Source organism: Mucilaginibacter phenanthrenivorans (assembly GCF_024721155.1).
Taxonomy (GTDB): domain Bacteria; phylum Bacteroidota; class Bacteroidia; order Sphingobacteriales; family Sphingobacteriaceae; genus Mucilaginibacter; species Mucilaginibacter phenanthrenivorans.
Map to the genome: position 1 here is coordinate 330,898 of NZ_JAHVAP010000005.1, position 22,310 is coordinate 353,207.

The following is a 22,310-nucleotide window of genomic DNA, read 5'->3' on the forward strand; positions in this document are numbered from 1 at the left end:
TATCGGTTTAAAACTACTTACACCCTAAAGCTATACGAATTACCCGGTATTTAAAAACCGCCGCTAACAACCTGCCGTATCTCCAATAAAATTATAAACAAACACTCATGAAAAAATTAATTATCGCGGCCCTTGCAATAGCAGCTATTGCCATAGCGCCAAAAGTAAATGCTCAAACTAAAATGGTTGGCGGCGCCGCCATGTATCCAACAAAAAACATTATTGAAAATGCAGTAAACTCAAAGGATCATAAAACACTCGTTGCTGCCGTTAAGGCTGCCGGTTTGGTTGAAACTTTAGAAGGAACAGGCCCGTTCACCGTATTCGCACCAACTGACGAAGCATTTAACGCTTTACCGGCAGGAACAGTCGACAACCTGGTAAAGCCAGAAAACAAGGCTACGCTAACTAAAATTTTAACTTACCACGTGGTTGCCGGTCGCTTAAGTGCTAAAGACCTGTGGATGCAGGTAAAAGCAGGCAACGGAAAAGCAGAATTAAAAACTGTTGAAGGCGGAACATTAACCGTTATGGCCGAAGGTAAGAAGCTTTACCTTGTTGACGAAAAAGGTGGAAAATCATGGATCACTATTCCTGATGTGTTTCAAAGCAACGGAGTGATCCATGTAGTAAATGCAGTTTTGATGCCTAATTAAGGTCAAAATATTTAACTATCTATGCAAAGGCCGTCCAATTTGGGCGGCTTTTTTTGGTATATGCTACATATTCCCCGGCTATTGGCTATTGACTATCGACCATGGACTATCGACTCCGCCAACTGTCAGAAAATTATCAAAAACAAACTTCACTATTTACGCGTTTTTCGGGTTTGTTTACTTTTGCGTGTTAAATAATTGTGAAGATGAGTTTGATTTTAACCCCGATCGATCGCGTTGACAGCATCAGTAAGGAGAATTTTATTAATAATTATTTAAATCCACGCAAGCCGCTGATCATTCGAAAGGCAACGGAAAGCTGGCCCGCCCTGCAAAAATGGACGTTTGATTATTTAAAGGAGGCAGTTGGCGATCAATTTGTTCCGCTATATGACAGTTCAAAAGCAGATCCTTCAAAACCCATCAACGCATCGGCTGCCGAAATGAAATTTGGCGACTATATCGACCTGATTCAAAAGGAGCCAACTGACCTCCGCATCTTTTTGTTCGACCCGATCAAACATGCGCCTAAATTGCTGCAAGATTACCGCTCTCCAAGCGATCTGATGGGCGGATTTTTAGATAAATACCCCAACATGTTTTTTGGCGGTGCGGGATCAGTAACGTTTTTGCATTACGATATTGATCTTGCTCATATTTTTCACACCCACTTTAATGGCCGCAAACACGTTATTTTATTCGACCAGAAATGGAGCGAACGACTATACTGCATTCCCTTTGCGACTTATGCACTGGAAGATTACGATATAGAAAATCCTGACTTCAAACAATTCCCGGCATTGGATGGCGTTGAAGGACAGGAAGCTTTTCTTGAACATGGCGACACCTTGTTTATGCCTACCGGTTACTGGCACTGGATGAAGTATTTAGATGGTTCGTTCTCTATTTCCCTGCGCGCCTGGGATAAATCATGGGCAATCAAGGCAAAAAGCCTTTATAACCTCACTATCCAACGCAAGTTCGACGATTTGATGAAGAAAAATTTCAAAGCAAAATACATGGACTGGAAGGAAGAGCTGGCTATTAAGCGCGCAAATAAAGCGTTGATAGAGAATGAGCCTGTGTAGTTTTGTAATTTTAACAATTTGTTAATACACTTCGTCAATTTATTTCGTTATTTTGTTAACTTTTCCGTTAGATAAGTTTGCGTTTCAGCTTATATTAAAGGGGAACCAACACGAAATATGAGCTTTATCCTCCGCCCTATTGATACTGTAGAAACCATTACCCCTGAAGATTTTACAGCTAATTATTTAAAGCCGCGCCGTCCCTTAGTTATTAAGGGCCTTACAAAAGACTGGCCCGCGCGCGACAAATGGACTCCAGAATTTTTACAAGGCGTGGTTGGCAGCAAAGTTGTGCCGCTTTATGATAACTCAAAAGCCGATCCTTCAAAACCGATCAATTCATCAGCGGCCGAAATGCCGTTCGATAAATATATCGACCTGATCATGTCTCAGCCTACCGAGTTGAGGATCTTCTTTTTTAACATATTTAAACAAGCACCTGAACTGCTGAACGATATCGTTTTTCCAAAGGACCTAATGGGCGGCTTTTTAGAAAGCATGCCATCCATGTTCTTCGGCGGATCAAACTCTGTTACGTTTTTACATTATGATATTGATCTTCCGCATTTATTTCACACGCACTTTCACGGCAAAAAACATGTGATCTTGTTTGAGAATAAGTGGAAACGCCGCTTATACTGTATTCCCAACGCCACTTATGCCCTGGAGGATTATGATATACTAAACCCGGATGTTAAAAAGTTCCCGGCCCTTGATGGTGTTGAAGGCATCGAAGTATTTTTAGAACACGGCGATACCCTGTTTATGCCTACCGGCTACTGGCACTGGATGAAATACCTTACCGGTGGTTACTCCCTAAGCCTGCGTGCCTGGGATGCTTCCCTTACCCGCAAGGCAGCCAGCTTATACAACGTTGCCGTAAAGGGTGGATTAGACAGCGTTTTAAAAATGGCATTTAAAGCAAATTATGCCCAATACCGGGAAAAGCTGGCAGTTAAATGGGCCAACAGAGAACTGGCTGCGGGGAAACCTTATTAAATTTGTAGAGACGCGATGCGTCGCGTCTCCTGCGGGATAATCAAATTTTTAAATAAAGCGATTTATGCAGGTCGCTCAAAGACGCGAAGCATGGCGTCTCTACTTTTTCAATTCCTCTAACTTTTTCCTTGTATCCGTGGTTTCCTGCAAGGTTAACGACTTCGTGTAAGCATCTATAGCCTTCTGCTTCTCGCCTGCGCCGGCATAAAAATCGCCCAGGCTGTCAAACGCGTTTGCGCTTTGTGGGTGATTGTCGATGTTCCTTTTAAAAAGTAAAAATGCTTCCTTCGGCTTTTTTATCTCCCAGCAATGATAAGCCAGGCTATTCACCAATGATTCCGGCGGAACAACATTATAACCTAAGCGATCAGAAAGCATCTTAAAATGAGCGGAAAGTACCGAGTCGACATTTAACTCAGGATGCCCGTCGAACTGGCTATCCCTGAACTGGTAATAATCAAACAGGTAACGTAATGCGTCATACTCGGCGTTTAGTTCTATCGTGCCATGGCGCTCATTTGGATAGAACTTATAATTCCAGCGCAGGCCTTTGGGTTTAGCCTCTTTTAAAGCCTTAACAAATGGCAAAACTGTGCGGGTTATGTTTGTATTATGATTAAGCGTATCCTTCATTACGGTGATGGTATCAATCCCAGGCGGCATATTGTTAGCGATTGCTACAAACACCGATTTTTTTTTAAGATCGATGGCCGGTAATTGTTGCTGTGCCTGTTTTAGCAATTTTTTATTATCCCACCATAAAGCCGGATCGATTATTATGTAAGCGTTGAACATAGCGGGGTAATTAATTAGGGTATTCACCACTAATAGCCCACCTAGTGAATGACCGCTGAGAACACGATATGGCGCAGTTGGGTAATGTGCGTCTACATAGGGAAACACTTCCTTTTCAATGAATTTTGTAAAATCAACGCCTCTTCCTGATCCTTTTGAATCAGATACTTGAGTCGGCGTATAATCACGATCGCGGGTGCCCTCGGTAGCAATCCCTACTATTATCATATCAGGAATAACCCCTGCCATTTGTTGTACAATACCTGCTGCCGAATAAAAGTGTGATTCGCCGTCCAGCAGGTACAAAACAGGGTAACGTTCATCCTTATTGCCCGGCGGAACATGAATCAGCAAGGTTCGCCTTTCATTCAGGATCTTTGAATAAACCGTATCAACGGTTCCAATCACAATCCTGTTATCCCGCCTTTGAGCAAACGCGGAAAGGCAAATAACAGAAAAGATTATCGTAATAAATATTCTCATAATTAAACACTAATTCCAATCACTAAGTCACTAATTCGCCAATTCACTAATTGCCTCACCTTACCATGTTTTTATCTTCTTCCCATCGACCTTCACGTTTTGATAAGGATGGTTAAGAAAATCAGCTATCAAATAATCTCCCTCTCTCGAATTTAATGCGGGACCATGGGTTTTATCAGTAAACAACACCCGCTGACTGTTGGGCATATACCGATGAATCACATCATTATAAAAACCCGGGCAATACGGATCAGTGTCCCCGGTTGCGAGCAGTGTAGGAATATTTGAATAAACCGGCGTTTTGGCAACAGGTTCAACGGGCTTTACATTCCAGCAATTGCAAAGAGGATGATCAACATTATTAAACCTGTACCCTGCAAGGTACGGAAAGATGTCGTTCTGTTTGTCGATAAGCTGCTGATTGGCATAGTGGATCTGCTCGGAGCAATACATGGAATAACGCATGCCTAAAGTGTTGTCGGCGCCTGCATTAAAAATATCGTCGAAATAACTTTTCATGTATACATTCTGCTTACCTGCGATAATTTGAGTTATTACATAAGGCACATTTTTCAGTTCGGCATTGCTGGTAAGCTTGTTCATCAGCAGGTCTATCAATTCGCTGCGCCTGTATATGATATTGATGCTATCGGTTTTGCCTTTTTCTAAGTATTTCAGAGTAAATTCCTTATTGCCAATGGATGTAAAATATTGCCGAAAGCGCTGTTTCAAATTATCATATAGAGGATTACTGGTTGAATCGCGTTCACAATTACTGAAGATCTTATTGAATGAATCGTTAATGCTGAACATGGCATCTTCCTCATAATTTATAAAACCGGGCAATGCTGAGTCGAGAATAGCGGAGCGGATATGTTTTGGATAGTTCCGCATTACGGTCATCATCAAACCGCCACTATAGGAAATCCCGATCAGGTTTATCGAATCGATATGCAGGGCGCGGCGCAGGTCTTCAATATCAGCGGCATTTTCAGTAGTGTTATAGGCCGACAGATCATTACCGTCAGCAATTAGCTTTTTCCGGCAATTTTTGGCTTCCTGAATGATCGTACTATCCAGTGGCAGGTTTTTCCGATAGGCATTTTTTATAGCCTCGCTGATGCCATCGCACGACAGGCAGGGTTGTGCGTAGGTGGTCCCACGCTGCTCAAAGGCAATGTAATCCCTGTTTTTCATAAACTGGCGGTAGTGAATAAAGTTAACCCCGCGCAACGAACTCGCACCCGGCCCACCGGCGGTATATAGCACCGGGTCTTTTAGCTTATTGGGATTGTTGCTCTCCACATAAATAAAAGGCAGCTTTATAGTTTTGCCATTGGGTTTACTCCTGTTTTCCGGAACTATCAAATAAGCGCAATGGCTTTTTAAACTGTCAGCTTTAAACTGGCATTCACAAGGTTCAATTTTTGGGGTATAGGTTTCCTTTTGCTGCGCGATGGCGATACTTTGCAGTGAAATTATAAGTACGGATAAGTAGATGATATGCTTTATCATGATGATGTTTCTATTTTCATCAAAGTAAAAGCATTGGAAGATAGATTTTTAGTAAAAAACGGACAATCGTCAGGTCAAATTTTGAATAAGCTTTTGCCCGGTAAATTTCACCACATCCTTATAAAAATGGCTCATGTCATAATAACCAAAATCATAGGGAATAAAGTTTCCCTTTTGAGCAACGTAAGCGGTCAGGGCAGTACGGGCACGCATAATGGTGAAGTAGTTTTTAGGCGATGTCCCCACCACCTTGTTAAAATACCGGTTGATGGTTTTGGAAGTAACGAACATCCTTTCCGCCATTTCAGAAGTATTTAATTGCATCCCTGCTTCATCGTACCCATCAATGCAATCATTCACAAATTGCAGGTAATGATCTTTACTCCTGTTTTTAAACCGACTTAAAAGAAAATCCTGCATCAGCGTCAACCGCTCTTCAAAACATAGGAGCTGCTTGATTTTTTGAAGAAATGCGGGCGGTAATATCGCATTCAGATTAATTACCTGCCCGATAAGGCTTACCTGACTGATGCCTAAAACAGCTTCCAGACCACCGGGATGAAATTTAACCGTAAAAATATGGTCAGTGGGTCGTTTTAGTTTTTCAACACTGGTATCCCGTAAAACAAGAATATCATCGGTGCTTTTAATTAAATAATTTCTATCGCCTACGGCTAGTTGGTAAGATGTGCCCAGGTTTATCCAGAATGTAGGCGTCCAGCTCGGGAACATTTTTACACTTTCAGGAGCGCCAATAAGCGAGCCCGGCGGCGCAGACTCCGAAAAAAATTCAATATGATCCGCCAGTTCCTCACAGGGCTTCATAAACCTGTGCACCTCGCGAATGTTATTGAAGATCTCGACCATTTAACTATAAGACGAGTATGGAAATGATTCGTTACACAGATTTCAAAATCCAATTGCAAAAATCTACCCCTCAATCTGCTTACCGCCAAAATCCGCAAATCACTTAAATCCTAAAATCCTGTAAAAAAATCAGCGCAATCATAATCATCATTCAAAATCAGCGGTTATCTTTACCACACTATGAAACATATCCTCTGCTTCGGCGAAATACTTTGGGACGCCTTTGGCGAAGAAAAAACCGCCGGTGGCGCACCGATGAATGTTGCACGCCATTTGGTGCAACAGCACATGAATGTTTTGTTTGCCAGCAGGGTCGGCAAGGATGCATCAGGCGATGGCCTGGTTGATTTCCTAAAAGGAAACGGCTTATACAGCGAGCTGATCCAAACGGATGAAAAGCTGCCAACCTGCGAGGTAACGGTCAGCCTTGATGACGCCGGTGTAGCAACCTACATCATCCCGGAACCTGTATCATGGGATAACATTCAAACCGAACCTGCACTTACCAAAGCAGCGTCGCAAGCTGCTGCCATAGTTTACGGTAGCCTGGCCTGTCGTGAGGAAGCTACCAAGGATACATTGCTCAACCTGTTGCAGGAAACGACCGCGTTAAAGGTATTTGATGTAAACCTCCGTCCGCCGCATTATACACTATCAACCATTGAAACACTAGTAGCCGGTGCCGATGTAATCAAAATGAATGAAGATGAAGCAGCTTTGCTTATCGGCGGGAATACTGACAATTTAAAAGAGAACATCATCGAGTTCCAGAAAAAATATCACCCTAAAACCATTTGCGTAACCCGCGGCGAACACGGCGCAATGGCCTGGCACGATTACGAATTTTATGAACACCCCGGCTGCCCGGTATCAGTAGTAGATACCGTTGGTGCGGGTGACGCGTTTTTGGCTGCGTTTGTTTCGGGATTATTGAAAAAGGAGCCGATGCAGCAACTGATTGAGCGGGCATGTTTGGTAGGATCATTTGTAGCCGGTAAGCGTGGGGCTAACCCGGTTTACGATGAGAGTTTGGTGGCGAAATTTTAAAAAAAGCAGAATAAATCGTAGGGGCGTATAGCATACGCCCCGTATGCGCGTAAGATTCCATGTATTCGTATATCTATTATTTAGGGCGTATGCGATACGCCCCTACGGCTACAATTGACAGATGGTACCGCTGTTCATTCAAAACCCCACTCCCCCCCCCTATTGTCATTCAATCCTAACAATTCCATTTAAAACTAGCTTTTGAAAACTTTTGCAGAAAATAATCCGTTATTTTATATCAGAAAGGGTACCCTATGCGCGGATTTGAATTTTCGAAGTTTAAACCCAATCAGATCCCACAAGGCGGATTTGAGGAATTACTGAAGCTATTTTTGGAGTTGCTTAACTATACATCGGGCGATGCAGGCGAAGCTTTAGCCTGGATGAACGAGCTCGACAAGCAATATAACCTTACCAACGATGAGTATGGGATGGGCGATTTCATCGACGAGCTCAAACAAAAAGGCTACCTGAGCGATGATGAACAAAATGGCGAGTTCCGCATCACAGCGAAAACCGAGCAAAGTATTCGTCAGTCGGCATTGGAGGAGATCTTTGGCAAGCTGAAAAAATCAGGCAAGGGAAATCACCGTTCGCCGAATTCCGGCCAGGGTGATGAAAAAAATGCGGAGCGCCGGGAGTTTGAGTTTGGCGACAGCCTCGACCAGATCAACATGACGCAGTCTATCCACAACGCCCAGGTTAATCACGGTATCGGCGATTTCATGATGACCGAACGCGACCTGGAAGTGGAGGAAATGGACTACAAAACCCTTACCTCTACGGTGCTGATGATCGACATTTCGCACTCTATGATCCTTTACGGCGAAGACAGGATCACCCCTGCAAAAAAAGTTGCTATGGCGCTGGCTGAGCTGATCCGTACCAAATATCCGAAGGACACGCTGGATATTGTTGTATTCGGTAATGACGCCTGGCCAATCACATTAAAGGACCTGCCCTACTTACAGGTTGGGCCTTACCATACCAATACTTATGCCGGGCTTGAGCTGGCTACCGACCTGTTGCGCAGGCGCAAAACCTCCAATAAGCAGATCTTTATGATCACCGATGGCAAGCCTACCTGTTTAAAGGAAGGCACAAAATATTACAAGAACAGTATCGGACTTGACAGGAAGGTGGTTAACAAAACCCTGAACATGGCTGCTCAATGTAAGCGGCTAAAGATCCCGATCACCACGTTTATGATCGCTAAGGACCCCTACCTGCAGCAGTTTGTCCGCAAGTTTACCGAAACCAATGGCGGCAAAGCATTTTACAGCTCGCTGAACGGTTTAGGCGAATACATTTTTGAAGATTATATAAAGAATAGAAGAAAGACGGTGAGGTAATGTGCGGATGTGCAAGTATGCGGATGTGCGGATTCCAACCCTATAAAACAATTCACTGGGCGTCCACGATTTAACTATCCGACAAGTACCAATGAACTAATGAACCATTGAACTAATGAACAAACAAGAAATAACAACCCTCGGACAGTTAAAGAAAACCGATTATAAAAGCCGATCGGTTAAGGATGAGCTACGCGAAAACCTGATTAAGCAACTGCAAAAGGGCGGCGGTGGCTTTGAGGGCATTATCGGCTTTGAGGATACGGTAATTCCTGATCTGCAAACTGCAATATTATCCCGTCACAATATTTTGTTGCTTGGCTTACGTGGCCAGGCAAAAACCCGTATTGCCCGTTTGCTGGTAAATTTACTGGACGAGTGGATGCCGTATATCGAGGGATCTGAATTATATGACGATCCTCTTGCACCTATATCGTGGTTCGGTCATCATGAGGTATTGGCCAAGGGTGATGACACGCCTATCGGCTGGATCCATCGTTCTGAACGCTATACCGAAAAACTGGCTACCCCCGATGTTACTGTTGCCGACCTGATTGGCGACGTTGACCCGATTAAGGCGGCTACCATGAAGCTTACTTATTCTGACGAACGCGTGATCCACTTCGGTTTGATCCCTCGTGCACATCGTGGCATTTTCGTTATCAATGAGCTCCCCGATCTGCAGGCACGCATCCAGGTATCGCTTTTCAATATTTTACAGGAAAGAGATATCCAGATCCGTGGGTTCAAATTGCGTTTGCCGTTAGATATCCAGTTTGTGTTTACCGCAAACCCTGAAGATTACACCAACCGTGGCTCTATAGTGACGCCGTTAAAGGACCGGATAGAAAGCCAGATCCTCACCCACTACCCTCGGTCTGTTGAAATTTCACGTCAGATTACCCAGCAGGAAGCTTCTATTTCTTCCGACCAGCGCGCAAATGTTGAGGCAGATGACTTAGTGAAGGACCTGGTTGAACAAATTGCATTCGAGGCTCGTAATTCAGAATATATCGATAAAAAATCGGGGGTATCTGCCCGTTTAACCATATCAGCCTATGAAAACCTGATCAGCAATGCTGAACGCAGAATGCTGATCAATAATGAGAAAAACACATTCGTTCGCATTTCCGATTTCCTTGGGGTGATCCCCGCCATTACCGGTAAAATCGAGCTGGTTTATGAAGGCGAGCTGGAAGGCCCGGGCAAGGTGGCAAACATCCTGATTGGTAAAGCCATCAAAACGCTGATGCTACAGTTTTTCCCCGATCCCGAAAAGGCTAAGAAGGCAAAAGCGCCCAACCCTTATGCCGAAATCATCAATTGGTTTAGCGAAGGCAATAATTTATCCTTAGTAGACGAGTTGCCGCAGCAAGACTATAAAAAGGCATTAAACTCAGTTACCGGTTTAAAAACATTGGTGAAAAAATTCCATCCGCGTTTAACTGAAAACCAGGATTTACTGCTAATGGAATTTGTGTTGCACGGGCTGTCAGAATTCTCTCAATTAAGCAAGGGCTTTTTGGATAATGGCTTCGCATTTTCGGATATGTTCAACAGTTTGTTTAATTTGCAGCCGGATGATGACGATCTGGATCTTGATGATGACCGTTATTAATCCTATAAATTTTTATCCTGTATAAATGAAGGGACAAGCCCTCCACATCATATTAATAGTTCCTGTTTTGCTACTCCTCGACCTGTATGTTTTTAGCGGGTTGCTTGGTGCGTCAAAGAAAAAGCTGTTTCTCCAGAAAAAATGGTTTCGGAATTTTTATTGGATTTCTTCGATTTTCCTGATAACGGGTTTAATAATAGTAATTTTTGTAAAAATAGGAATGATGGTAAGGCTGGCATTTGTGGTGCTTTTCTTCCTGGTATTCATATTTAAAATTTGCTTTGTTCCGTTCCTGCTTATTGACGATGTACGCAGGCTAATTATAGCCGCTAAAAGTCGTTTCAAAAAGACTGGTAGGCCGGTATCGAATACACCCACTGACAACAAGACTATAAGTAATACGCCTGTCCCATCCATTCCCCGTTCGGAATTTTTGATGAAGGCAGGTTTATTGGCAGGTGCAATTCCCCTGGCAGCTATAAAGCTGAACATGAAAAGCGGCCTTTACGACTATCATGTCATCCGCAAAAAACTTTACCTTCCTAATTTGCCAAAGGCATTTGATGGCATTAAACTGGGCCAAATCTCCGATATCCACTCTGGTAGTTTTTACGATAAAAAGGCGGTAACCGGCGGCGTTGAAATGCTGATGCGTGAAAAAGCCGATTTCATATTTTTTACCGGCGACCTGGTGAACATATTAAGCGGAGAAGTAAAGGATTACCTTGATATTTTCAGCAAGATAAAGGCGCCGCTTGGGGTTTATTCCTGCCTTGGCAATCATGATTACGGCGATTATTCGTGGTGGCCGGATGCTGCATCCAAACGTAAAAACTTTAACGAAATAGTAGGCGCCCACAAAACTATGGGGTACGACTTGCTGATGAATGAAAATAGGCGATTAAAGGTTGACGGTGAAGAAATAGGCATACTAGGGATCGAAAACTGGGGCGAACTGAGTCGCTTCCCAAAATACGGACGTATGGATCTCGCCGTTAAAAACACCGACGACCTGCCTGTAAAATTACTGTTGTCGCACGATCCATCACACTGGCGGGCGCAGGTGTTACCGGAATATCCGCAAATCGATGCCATGTTTTCGGGCCATACGCATGGCATGCAAATGGGCGTAAGAACAGAAAATTTTCAATGGAGCCCCGTCCAGTATATTTACAATGAATGGGCTGGTCATTACCAGCAAGGTCATCAGCAATTATACGTAAACGTAGGTTATGGCTTTTTAGGATTAGCCGGACGTGTTGGAATATTGCCGGAGATTACGATATTTGAATTAAAAGCCGGAACAGATCCAAAATATAAAATTGCATAGAACGGCCATCAACCTTTGAAAATGAAAAAAGCATTTCAGCCTGTTTTTGATTTTCTGCTCTTCAGTAATATCTTCATGTCGTTATGTGCGGTAGCACAGGCGCTGCTTACCTTTTATTTAATAGGATCAAAACCCGTCTTCCCTGTATTAGGCTTACTTTTTACTTCAACCCTGGGCATTTATAACTTCAGCATCCTCGCCACCAAAACAGGCGATCCGCTAAAATCGCCGTATTTACGGGTTCGCTGGTTCTTTTCGCATTACAGGTTAATGGTAACACTTACTATTGTCTCCTTACTATCATTAGTGCCGCTATTTGTACTGCTGTCGATGGAGTCAAGGATTCTGCTGATTTTCCTGGGGGTGATCTCCTTTTTTTATAGCATTCCAATATTCACCATAGGCGAGCAAAAATTCGGGTTAAGACATATTCCGTGGTTAAAACAATTCCTGATAACATTGGTGTGGACAATGAGTGTTGTGTTGCTGCCTATCCAGGAATCACTTCACTTCCATTTAACAACCATCTCGCTGCACGATACAACCATTCTTATTGCCAAACGCTTTTTATTTATCGCTGCGCTCACCATCCCATTTGATATCCGCGACTTGTTTGACGATCGTAAATCAGGATTAAAAACGGTACCAACCGTTTTAGGAGAGAAAAACGCATACCTGTTTTGCCAAATATTGCTGGGCGGATATGTTATTTTACTGCTTCTTTTTACACGCGGCAGCATTGATCATAACTTTTTAGCGCTTACACTCTCTGTAATATTAACCGGCTGGCTCATTTTTAAATCGAAATGGGAAAAGAACGAATACTACTATTTTTTTTATATGGATGGCGTGCTGATCCTGCAGTACCTGGTAGTAATACTTTTTAATTGGATCTGGACATTCTTTTGATCCAAACCAATAATGGCAATTCATGTCATCAGTTCTAATATCTTTTAAACTCAATGGCTGCCAACTATAACAATTCTGCGTGGTTTTATGACCGGCTATCACGACTGGTTTATGGGCGCGCGCCGATCAATGCACAGGTTTACCTGTTACAGTTTGTTCCAGCAAATGCCAGTGTGCTTATTGTTGGGGGCGGAACAGGTTGGATACTGGACGAACTTACCAGGATACATCCCTCAGGCCTGCGAATCGCCTATGTTGAAGTTGCTGCGGATATGATGGCCTTGTCGAAAAAACGGAACATTGGCGGTAACGAAGTGGTTTTCATAAATGACGCCATTGAAAATGTAGAAACCCGCGATTTCGCTGTGGTAATAACTCCTTTTTTGTTTGATAATTTCACCGAAGAAACTACCGGTAAGGTTTTCATCCATATCCATAAGTCGCTTAAAACTAACGGGATTTGGCTCATCACCGACTTTCAACTCACGGGAAAATGGTGGCAAAATATTTTATTGAGATCGATGTTTTTGTTTTTTAGAACTTTATGCGGCATAGAGTCGTCATCGTTGCCTGATGTTGAAAAGCAGTTTGAGTTTCACGGATACAAGATAATTGAAGAGCATACTTTTTATGGAGATTTTATAAAATCATCCGTCTATAAATCAGCTTAAAGTTTTCTGCTACATCAATCGCCGGCAATTTGCCAGATCAAAAAAAGCATTGATAATTGCCCTGCCATCAATCAGTTTTTTATTTCCCGGATCGTCTTTCAGCAGGTCAGGATAATACCTAAAGCTGTGGTATTTGCCATTTAATTTGATTTCCACTACATAGTCGCTTTGAGAAGGTTCCTCCATTGTGGGCAAGTCTTTACCGCCTTTAAAAGATTTTTTATCAGGGAAATCAAACAACCCCAATTGAATCAGCCTGATGAAGCTAGTATCAGTTCTAAGATTTATATGATTGTGTTCTTCTTTGATCCATATGGATTCATAGGTGCCCAATTTAATTCCCGGTGTGCCATCGGATAACATGGCGACATAGCGACAGTCATACAATTCGGCCAACAATTTATGCTTATTCCCCTTCAGAATGATCATTATAAAACGATTCCCAATATCAGCCGTTTTTACAAAACATCTTGCCTCAAAATCATCTTTGGATTGAGCCAATGCCTTTGTAAACTTATACTTAGTAAGTAATGAATCTTCCTTAATGTATCGCTCCTTTAAACTAAGTGTATCGACACCAAATTTGGGGATGGTATATATTGTACCGGCAATGTTAACTGTAGTTTGCCCATATACAATACCATTGGTAAACAGCAAAAATGCGCAAACTACCGTCTTCTTTAAATAGGATTTAAAAGCCATCAATCGCTCGAAAATATCGCTATCCGTTATAAACAAACTTGTATCCTATCCCCCTCACTGTTTGCAAATACTGCGGAGAATCAGGATTTGATTCTATCTTTTTGCGCAAGCGCACAATATGCATATCAAGGGTACGGGTGTTTACATCGGCGTTGTAGCCCCAAACTTCCATCATCAGTTCCTCGCGGTTAATTACCTTATTCTTATTCTTAAGAAAATAAAGCAGGATGCGGTTTTCCAATATGGTAAGTTCAATTTTCCGGCCTTCCTTCACCAGCAAATGCGTATTGGGCAAATGCTCCATATTGGCAAACTTGTATGATTCCGCCTTCTCGCTATTCAGTGAAAACTTGATCTTGTTGTCAATCATAGCTACCAAAACATCCATATTAAATGGTTTGATGATATAATCAGAAACACCGAAGTTGTAGGCTGCTATTTTATCGACATCCTGCGCCTTGGCGGTCATCATAATCACCAGGTTATCAAAACCCTTTTCTCTAACGTTGGCACAAACTTCAGAGCCTTGTTTACCAGGCAGCATCCAATCCAGCAGAACAATGTCAGGCAATTCCTGTAGAATTATTTTTTCGGCGTCGTCGCCATTGGCGGCTTCCAAAACTTTATAACCTTCGCTTTGCAGCCGTTCGGCTATCAGGAAACGCAGGTTTTCGTCATCTTCAACCAGCGCAATTTTTATTTCTTTATTCATATCTTAATTTTCATAGGGTAAGGTAACTATAAACTCCGACCCTTCATTTACCTTGCTGTTAACAATTATTTCTCCGCTCATAAAATTAACCAGTTCTTTACAAAAAGCCAAACCCAGGCCCACACTTCCGTTTTGGTTGTACTGGTTCTCTATCCTGTAAAATTTCTTAAACACATTGGTCAGTTCATCATTATTAATCCCTATTCCTTTATCCCGGAACGAGAAGACAATGTTTCGCTTAACACTCGTTACATTTATAGTAAGCTCCTTTTTCTGGGGATGCGAATATTTGTAGGCGTTCTCTATTAGGTTTTGAAAAACACTTCCCAATAAAACCGGGTCAGTATAAAACTGGTCAACACCATGCACTTTGTAATTGATATTAAAGTCGGGATATTTAATCCTGAATGTTTCAATATAGCCTTTTACAAAGTTCTCGACATTTATTTCCTCCTCTTTTATATTAATCGATTTATTTTCAAGTTGCGTAAACGATAGTAGCTTATTCATCAATTCATTCAGCTTATCGGCCTCCTCATTCAAAATCCGTCCATATTGCTTACGCTGGCGTTCGGTTAACTCACTATCTCCGCTCAAATTCGATCCGGCAATCTTTATAACGCTAACAGGCGTTTTAAACTCGTGCGTAAAATTATTTATAAAATCGTATTGAAGCTTAAATAGTTTGATATTAACACTTAAGTTACGATAAATAAGCCAGCCTATAAGCACCAAAAAACAGTAAACTAACAATACCAGCGCTCCTATCGGCATAAACCGGCGGTTGATTTCGGTATTAAGAAAATCTGGCGCCGAACTGAAATATAGTTTAAAGTCGGAGAAGGCTCCCGACAGCGCCACTTCGGTAACCAGGTTTCCATTTTGGTTATCGAGCGGGTCATATACAACAGGCTGTATGGTAATATCCTGGTATAGCTCCTTGTGCGTATTTTTCACCTTGAGCATATTCGGATCAAGAAAAAAAGTCATCATATTTTGCTTATAATATGATGACGAGTTAGGATGTCGCCTCAACTCCCTGAATATTTTCACATCCTCGCGCCGAAGAATATTGGAGTAACTTATCTTTCCGGGTTGAACATCATAAAACGATCTGAATATTTCATCCTGTGTTGAGCTGCGTGAAGTATCTGAAAATGTAATGTAACTGACAAGTTTGTCAGCCATTTCTTTAAAATCAGGCTCATCAATAGTGTTCCAAACCCTAAGGCCTTGAACATTCCCGTTTTTCGGCCAATAGTGGTACATGGATCTGATGGTTATCCCAAAACTATTTTTACCAGTCGTATTGTTCTTCAGGTTACCTATCTGTGCGTCATAGAAGACCATTCGCCTTACAAAACTATAATTATGAAACACAGAATCGGCGTATTTAGCAGCAGATGCCGAATCAAGAAATCCCTGGTATGATGTAATTTCAGGAATTTTATATTGAAACAGGTCGTTATAGGGTTTTATGGTTTGCTCAAGTACATCGATCTTTTTTGAGGCAAACTCATTTTCCACGTACTTGGCGTTAAGATTATAGGACACAAAAAGAGCGACTATGAAAATCACCGAAATAAGCACCAGGAAGACAATGATGAGCGAAAAGTTTTTCCGATAAATGTTAAGATGCTTTTTCATAAGCGGTTAGGGCTTAACCCGCATATTTTCATCCAAAAACTTTTCAATTTCTGCATACATCTCCATCCTGTTTGACTGGCTTTTAAACACCGTACGTTCCATTGGCTTCAAAAAGTATTTTACCTTATCGTTGCCATTCTGCTTTTTCAGTTCCCGTACAAACTGATTTAGTTCGCTTATGTTTGCCCTATCATCACGGGCACCCTGAAAAATAAGTAGCGGTGCCTTAATCTTGCTTGTATTAAATACCGGTGAGATGGCCCTGAACTGGCTGGCATCAGTTTCAGGATTACCAACACGCTCATATAACATTTGCACAAGAGGTTTAAAAAATGGCGGCGCATCCTTAAAATAAGTGAAGAAATTGATGAGACCATGCTGTATGATGGCACAGTTATATAATCCGGGGTGAAAAGACAAACCATATAAAGCAGAAAAACCGCCAAAGCCTCCGCCAAAAATGGCTATTTTTTTAGGGTTGGCTATTTTTTTGCTGATGAGCCAGTTAACACCGTCTGTAATATCCTGTTGTATTTTTCCGCCAACTTCCTTAAATCCGGCGCTATGAAAAGCTTTTCCAAACCCGGTTGACCCCCGGTAATTAATCTGGAAAACAGCATACCCACGATTAGCCAGGAATTGAACTTCCGGATTATATCCCCAACCGATATGGCTAAAAGGGCCATCATGCGGCATTACCACAACCGGCAGATTGGTCTTTTTTGATCCAAGCGGCAAGGTAAGATAACCGTTGATGGTCATTCCATCGCTTGCCTCGTACGATATCGAATCCATGGTGCACAACTCATCCGGTTTAAGCGTTGAGTTGATATCTCCCAGCTTGGTTAATTTCCCTGAGCTTTTTTCGTACAAATAATACGATCCAGGGTTACGATCAGTGTAAGTGGTGATGATAAACTTATTCTCGGCGCTGTCCCTGTCGGTAATATCTATTTGATTACCTTTTAGTTGTTCAGCTAATTTGTCATAAATATTCTTTGCTTCCTGGTCAAGAAAATGCCTCCGGGGCTTTGCTGCATCCCACGCCACAAATTCAATTTTCCGCTTATTTTTTGAATAGCCATAATCCTGGATGTCAGCATCGCTTAATGAAAATATCTCCCTGCGCTCCGTACCGTCAACAGCATTAATTTCAACAAGCGCCGATTTGTCGCGGTTAATGTTTGACAGGGCAAAAAAATAGCTCTCTTCACCTGTGAATGCTATAGGCTTAACAGAGGTTTTAAAATTGTTGGCTATGATCCGCTTAAATGGCTCCTTATCATTCGGACGGTAAAGTATGGCCTCATCAACGCCGTCAGATGCCTTAACCAACCGGATCTTACCGTCTGCATCCGGATACCATTGCGTTATATTACCAGGGTTAACCAGGTAGGTGTTTAAATCGCCCGTTTTTATATTCAGCCGGTAGATATCGAAGTTAGCGGAGTCACGCTTGTTCATCCTGATGTTTACAATATCCGGTTCCTGTCTATTGCGACTCACGACGGCTATCCGCACCTTTTTTTGTGATATAACCTCGTGTACCCTCAAATCGGAAATGTTAAGGGCAAACATCCTGATCTCGTCATCAGCAATTATATCCTGGAAAAAAACCAACTGGTTATTATATGTCCAGAAATAATCGCCCCTCACCGAATAATCGATAAACGAAGTGGCCATTTGTTCCTTGCCATCTGCTAATGACTGAATAAATAGGTTCTGCTTATCCCTATATGGTTTCAGGTAGGAAATATATTTACCATCCGGCGAAATTCTATACGCCAGTTTTTCCGGGGTTTTAAAAAAGTCGATTATAGGAATAGGCGCTGCCTTATGCTCACAGGCGGCTAAAGCAGCAACTATACCAATAAATAGTAATATTTTAAAATGCCTCAACATTGGTTTACTCCCGGGTATTTTTAATCAGGTTAAATTATACAATAAACTTTAGCTATTCAAACTGTCACTACAATTTTACCAGTAGTTAAATTTGGTGTGCTAATGTGCGGATACGAGGATGTGCGAATGCTAGCGGTAGAGGTAAAGCCATCGCTGGCTTTTTTATTCGCACATTTGCACATCCTCGTATCCGCACATCATTTCTTCCATCCGCACATCATTTAAATACCTTATTTTTGAAATAATGAAGAAGTTCCTCTTATGTGTTGTGTTGATCTGTACAACTGGTCTGAAGCTATTCGCGCAGGACAATGACTTACTGCTGGCCAAACAATATGCAGCTAACGGCGAGGAGCAAAAGGCGCTTGATATATATCAAAAGCTTTACAAACAGAATAACGAGGAGTTTTTTAATGTTTACATGACCAGCTTGCTCGGGTCAAAAAAGTTTGATGATGCCATAAGTATCGCTAAAAAAATGATCCGCAAGCATCCGGAGGACCGCCAGTATAATATTATGCTCGGGACAGCATATACCCAGCAGGGCTCCATTGAAAAGGCTGACGCTATATATAACGACCTGATAAAAAACCTGCCGGTTGACCAAGGGAAAATTTCCATGCTTGCATCATTATTTTACCAGAATGCAAATGTCGATTATGCTATAAAAATCTTCCTTCAGGGGCGTAAGTTGCTGCAAAACGACCAATTGTTTTCGTATGAATTGATCAATCTCTATCGCTACAAAAGAGATAAGGCTTCGCTGGTTGAAGAGTACCTGAACTTTTTGCCGTCCAATCCGCCATTTATTACCCAGGCTGAAAACACCATGTCGACCCTATTTGAGGGACCCACGGATTATGACCTATTAAAGATCGCCCTGTTGAAAAGGATTCAGAAGGACCCGCAACAAACCATATATCCTGAATTGCTTACCTGGCAATTTTTGCAACAAAAGCAATTCGATATGGCATTAAACCAGGCGCTGGCATTAAGCAGGCGTCAAAATGATGACGGTACAAATATTTTCGACTTGTGCCGTACATTGGTCTCCAACGAGGCTTATGATGCCGCCATCCGGGGTTATGAATTTCTTGTTAGCAAGGGGAAGGATCAGCAATACTACATCCCTGCGAAAATTGAACTGATCAACACAAAAAACTTGCGGGTAACATCAGGCAAATACGTTAAGGAAGACCTACTGAGCCTTGAAAAGGACTATAACGACCTGCTAACCGAATTTGGTAAAAATGCCAACACAGCGTTCGCTATGCAAAAACTGGCCAACCTGGAGGCCTTTAAACTGCATAAAATTACAGATGCTCAACAACTGCTGGACGAAACCGTAAAAATTGCGGGGATCCGATCCAATTTATTGGCAAGCTGCAAGCTGGACCTTGGCGATGTTATGCTTTTAAATAACCAGCCCTGGGATGCTACATTATTGTATAGCCAGGTTGAAAAGGATTATCCAAACACTACAGTTGGCCAGGATGCAAAATACCGCAACGCCAAGCTGGCCTACTATACAGGCGATTTTACCTGGGCAAAAGGGCAGCTTGATGTGCTGAAGGCTGCCACATCGCAACTGATAGCCAACGATGCGTTAAATCTTTCGTTACTGATCTCAGATAATATCAGCGCGGATACCAGCGGCGCGGCATTAAAAATTTATGCACGCGCAGATCTCCTGATATTTGCCGAACAACCTGAAAAGGCGCTAATCACCCTTGACAGCATCGACGTAAAATACCCCGGCAATTCCCTTACCGACGATATCTTAATGGCCAAGGCACGCCTGTTCATCCAGCAAAAAAACTACGCAGATGCGGTACCGTTGCTTAAAAAAATCGCCGAAGAACACAGCTTCGACCTTTGGGCAGATGACGCCGTTTTTATGCTGGGCGATATCTATGAAAACCAGCTAAACGACAAGGAGAAAGCAAAAATCTACTACCAGAAAATCATTACAGATTATTCAGGCAGCCTGTATATAAACGAAGCCCGAAAACGTTTCAGGTTATTACGGGGTGATAAGAATGAGGGGGCGTCTTAAAGTGAGTGGTTGATTAGGTTGAATAAGTTGATTGGGTTAGACACTGCTCTATCCAAAACTTAATCAACTCAATATAACCTAATCAACTCAATCAACTAAAATTAATACCTTTGCTCCCGATGATCATATTTAACGATACAGTAATTGTGGACGAGAGTATCCACGAAAAATGGCTAAGCTGGGTAAAGGAAGTGCATATTCCGGCGGTGATGGCAACCGGCTATTTTAAATCGTACCAGGTGTTGAACGTTATCGATTCTCCTAATGAGGGAGTAACTTATTGCGTGCAATATTATGCCGAGAATATCGAAAACTTCAACCATTTTTACAACAAGCACCTGCACCAGTTGCAGGCAATCCACAACCAGGAATTTGAAAATCAGTTTGTAATATTCAATACATTAATGAAAACCGTTGATTAAATATGAAGGTTACTGAAACTGATATTAAAGGCCTGCTGATAATTGAACCACGTATCTTCACAGACGATAGGGGCTATTTTTACGAAAGCTATAACGAAGCAAAATTTATTGAGGCTGGTATTACTGTCGATTTTGTGCAGGACAACCAGTCTTTTTCGCACAAAGGCGCAGTGAGAGGTTTACATGGCCAGGCTGATCCGTTTGCACAGGGTAAGCTGGTACGCGTTATCAATGGTCGTGTGTTGGATGTTGCTGTTGATATCCGGAAGAACTCACCTACTTACGGCAAATATTTCTCAATAGAGTTAAGCGGAGATAACAAAACAATGTTTTGGATTCCAGCGGGCTTTTTACACGGCTTTGCTGTTTTAGAAGACAATACCGTTTTTACGTATAAAGTAAATAACTACTACGACAAAACCTCCGAAATCGGCGTGTTGTGGAACGATCCGATGTTGAATATTGATTGGGGCCTGGCTCCCGGCGAAGCGATCATTTCTGCAAAGGACGAAATTCTTCCAGCGTTTGAAGCTTTTAACAGCCCCTTCTAGACTAAGATTTTTAAGATTTATAGGATTTAAAGAAGCGCGCTTTTTAGTTTATCTGCTTCAACTATAGTTAAGGGATTTAAGGATTGCTATGAAAATCATAATAGTCCTTAAATCCCTTACTTGCGTTATTGCTTTATCAGGTTGTAGAGCTCATCCAGCTTAGGGCTAAGGATGATCTCTATTCTCCTGTTATGGGTGCGGGCATCTGCCGTATTTCCAGGATCGATTGGCTGGTATTGGCTTTTGCCTGTAGCGGTAAGCCTTTTTGGATCGATCTTTTCAACCTCGGTTAAATATCGGCAAACTGATGTGGAGCGTAATACACTCAAATCCCAGTTATCCTTTATCTGTCCAAGGTTAATAACCTTTTTATCGTCTGTATGTCCCTCAACAGCAATGTTAATGTCGGTCTCTTTATTAAGTACTATCGCCAGTTGCTCAAGCGCTTGTTTACCTCGTGCATCAATCACTATACTTCCTGATGGGAACAGCAACTTATCGGTAAGTGATACATAAACCTTCCCGTTCTTTATATCAACCGATAAACCATTTTGCTGGAATCCAAGCAGGGCTTTTTGCAATTTATCTTTTAACGCGTTGGTAGCTTCATCACGTTTGTGCAGGGCATCCTCCACTTCCTTTAAGCGGGCCTCACGTTTTTTAAGGTCAGACGACAGCTCGTTTACTCTTGATGAGCTTGCGTTAAAATTACTGTTAAGTGCAGTATACTTATCATTAAGCGAACCGTAGGTACCTTTTAATCCCTCGTAATTTCCCTGTAGCTCTCTTAGTTCGCGATGGAGGCGCATGGTGTCGGCGCGTAGCATGGCTACAGTATCCTGCATGGCATTGCTGCGCATTGAAAGTGAATCGCGTTCGGCTACTAAGGCTTTATATTTTTTAGGCGACATCACCACGCATGAACTTACTGCGAGACAAACAGTGGCTGCAAATAAAATGAATCTGATTTTCATAGTAGTATTAACGT

General features: G+C 42.2%; 20 protein-coding genes. 12 read left to right on the plus strand and 8 right to left on the minus strand.

Annotated elements, in window-relative coordinates:
* The first annotated feature begins 107 nt into the window (after positions 1 to 107).
* From KXD93_RS13620 to KXD93_RS13630, 3 genes are all read left to right on the plus strand, one after another.
* On the plus strand, positions 108 to 656 hold the full coding sequence (locus KXD93_RS13620; RefSeq protein WP_258137678.1) for a fasciclin domain-containing protein: 549 nt from the start codon (positions 108 to 110) through the stop codon (positions 654 to 656).
* Between the two features lie 206 nt (positions 657 to 862).
* Complete coding sequence (locus tag KXD93_RS13625; protein ID WP_258137679.1) at positions 863 to 1,744, plus strand: cupin-like domain-containing protein; 882 nt, start codon at positions 863 to 865, stop codon at positions 1,742 to 1,744.
* A gap of 117 nt (positions 1,745 to 1,861) precedes the next feature.
* Positions 1,862 to 2,743: a cupin-like domain-containing protein gene (locus tag KXD93_RS13630; protein ID WP_258137680.1), complete on the plus strand. Its 882-nt coding sequence runs from the start codon at positions 1,862 to 1,864 to the stop codon at positions 2,741 to 2,743.
* A gap of 99 nt (positions 2,744 to 2,842) precedes the next feature.
* Here the strand turns inward: KXD93_RS13630 and KXD93_RS13635 are convergent, their stop codons facing one another.
* The 3 genes from KXD93_RS13635 to KXD93_RS13645 form a co-directional block, all read right to left on the minus strand.
* A complete protein-coding gene (locus KXD93_RS13635; RefSeq protein ID WP_258137681.1) occupies positions 2,843 to 4,021 on the minus strand; it encodes an alpha/beta hydrolase-fold protein in 1,179 nt (392 codons plus the stop codon).
* A gap of 60 nt (positions 4,022 to 4,081) precedes the next feature.
* Positions 4,082 to 5,536 carry an alpha/beta fold hydrolase gene (locus tag KXD93_RS13640; protein ID WP_258137682.1) on the minus strand — a complete coding sequence of 485 codons (1,455 nt, stop codon included), beginning with the start codon at positions 5,534 to 5,536 and terminating at the stop codon, positions 4,082 to 4,084.
* Positions 5,537 to 5,605: 69 nt separating this feature from the next.
* Entirely contained in the window at positions 5,606 to 6,403 is a 798-nt protein-coding gene (locus tag KXD93_RS13645) for an AraC family transcriptional regulator (RefSeq protein ID WP_258137683.1), read from the minus strand.
* Positions 6,404 to 6,583: 180 nt separating this feature from the next.
* On the opposite strand from KXD93_RS13645, the gene KXD93_RS13650 reads away from it, so the two are divergent.
* The 6 genes from KXD93_RS13650 (at position 6,584) to KXD93_RS13675 (ending at position 13,330) form a co-directional block, all read left to right on the plus strand.
* Complete coding sequence (locus KXD93_RS13650; RefSeq protein WP_258137684.1) at positions 6,584 to 7,450, plus strand: carbohydrate kinase family protein; 867 nt, start codon at positions 6,584 to 6,586, stop codon at positions 7,448 to 7,450.
* A 254-nt stretch (positions 7,451 to 7,704) separates the two neighbouring features.
* A complete protein-coding gene (locus KXD93_RS13655) occupies positions 7,705 to 8,802 on the plus strand; it encodes a vWA domain-containing protein (protein WP_258137685.1) in 1,098 nt (365 codons plus the stop codon).
* Between the two features lie 115 nt (positions 8,803 to 8,917).
* Positions 8,918 to 10,420, plus strand: coding sequence for a sigma 54-interacting transcriptional regulator (locus KXD93_RS13660; RefSeq protein WP_258137686.1), 1,503 nt, complete (start codon positions 8,918 to 8,920; stop codon positions 10,418 to 10,420).
* 25 nt (positions 10,421 to 10,445) lie between these two features.
* Entirely contained in the window at positions 10,446 to 11,750 is a 1,305-nt protein-coding gene (locus tag KXD93_RS13665; RefSeq protein ID WP_258137687.1) for a metallophosphoesterase, read from the plus strand.
* A gap of 21 nt (positions 11,751 to 11,771) precedes the next feature.
* Complete coding sequence (locus KXD93_RS13670) at positions 11,772 to 12,659, plus strand: UbiA family prenyltransferase (protein WP_258137688.1); 888 nt, start codon at positions 11,772 to 11,774, stop codon at positions 12,657 to 12,659.
* Positions 12,660 to 12,712: 53 nt separating this feature from the next.
* Positions 12,713 to 13,330 carry a class I SAM-dependent methyltransferase gene (locus tag KXD93_RS13675; RefSeq protein ID WP_258137689.1) on the plus strand — a complete coding sequence of 206 codons (618 nt, stop codon included), beginning with the start codon at positions 12,713 to 12,715 and terminating at the stop codon, positions 13,328 to 13,330.
* A 9-nt stretch (positions 13,331 to 13,339) separates the two neighbouring features.
* Here the strand turns inward: KXD93_RS13675 and KXD93_RS13680 are convergent, their stop codons facing one another.
* The 4 genes from KXD93_RS13680 to KXD93_RS13695 are packed head-to-tail and all read right to left on the minus strand — an operon-like array spanning position 13,340 to position 18,293.
* Positions 13,340 to 14,032: a hypothetical protein gene (locus KXD93_RS13680; protein ID WP_258137690.1), complete on the minus strand. Its 693-nt coding sequence runs from the start codon at positions 14,030 to 14,032 to the stop codon at positions 13,340 to 13,342.
* Positions 14,033 to 14,051: 19 nt separating this feature from the next.
* A complete protein-coding gene (locus tag KXD93_RS13685; protein ID WP_258137691.1) occupies positions 14,052 to 14,744 on the minus strand; it encodes a response regulator transcription factor in 693 nt (230 codons plus the stop codon).
* A 3-nt stretch (positions 14,745 to 14,747) separates the two neighbouring features.
* A complete protein-coding gene (locus KXD93_RS13690) occupies positions 14,748 to 16,391 on the minus strand; it encodes a sensor histidine kinase (protein WP_258137692.1) in 1,644 nt (547 codons plus the stop codon).
* Positions 16,392 to 16,397: 6 nt separating this feature from the next.
* Entirely contained in the window at positions 16,398 to 18,293 is a 1,896-nt protein-coding gene (locus KXD93_RS13695) for an alpha/beta hydrolase family protein (protein ID WP_258137693.1), read from the minus strand.
* 244 nt (positions 18,294 to 18,537) lie between these two features.
* Here KXD93_RS13695 and KXD93_RS13700 point away from each other — a divergent pair, with 244 nt between their 5' ends.
* The 3 genes from KXD93_RS13700 (at position 18,538) to rfbC (ending at position 21,322) form a co-directional block, all read left to right on the plus strand.
* Positions 18,538 to 20,349, plus strand: a complete 1,812-nt coding sequence (locus KXD93_RS13700) for a tetratricopeptide repeat protein (RefSeq protein WP_258137694.1) — start codon at positions 18,538 to 18,540, stop codon at positions 20,347 to 20,349.
* Between the two features lie 119 nt (positions 20,350 to 20,468).
* The gene (locus KXD93_RS13705) at positions 20,469 to 20,771 is read left to right on the plus strand and encodes a DUF4286 family protein (protein WP_258137695.1); all 303 of its coding nucleotides are present in this window, start codon (positions 20,469 to 20,471) and stop codon (positions 20,769 to 20,771) included.
* A gap of 2 nt (positions 20,772 to 20,773) precedes the next feature.
* Positions 20,774 to 21,322 carry a dTDP-4-dehydrorhamnose 3,5-epimerase gene (gene rfbC, locus KXD93_RS13710; protein ID WP_258137696.1) on the plus strand — a complete coding sequence of 183 codons (549 nt, stop codon included), beginning with the start codon at positions 20,774 to 20,776 and terminating at the stop codon, positions 21,320 to 21,322.
* Between the two features lie 125 nt (positions 21,323 to 21,447).
* Here rfbC and KXD93_RS13715 read toward each other — a convergent pair whose 3' ends face one another.
* Positions 21,448 to 22,296 carry an OmpA/MotB family protein gene (locus tag KXD93_RS13715; protein ID WP_258137697.1) on the minus strand — a complete coding sequence of 283 codons (849 nt, stop codon included), beginning with the start codon at positions 22,294 to 22,296 and terminating at the stop codon, positions 21,448 to 21,450.
* Positions 22,297 to 22,310: the final 14 nt, after the last annotated feature.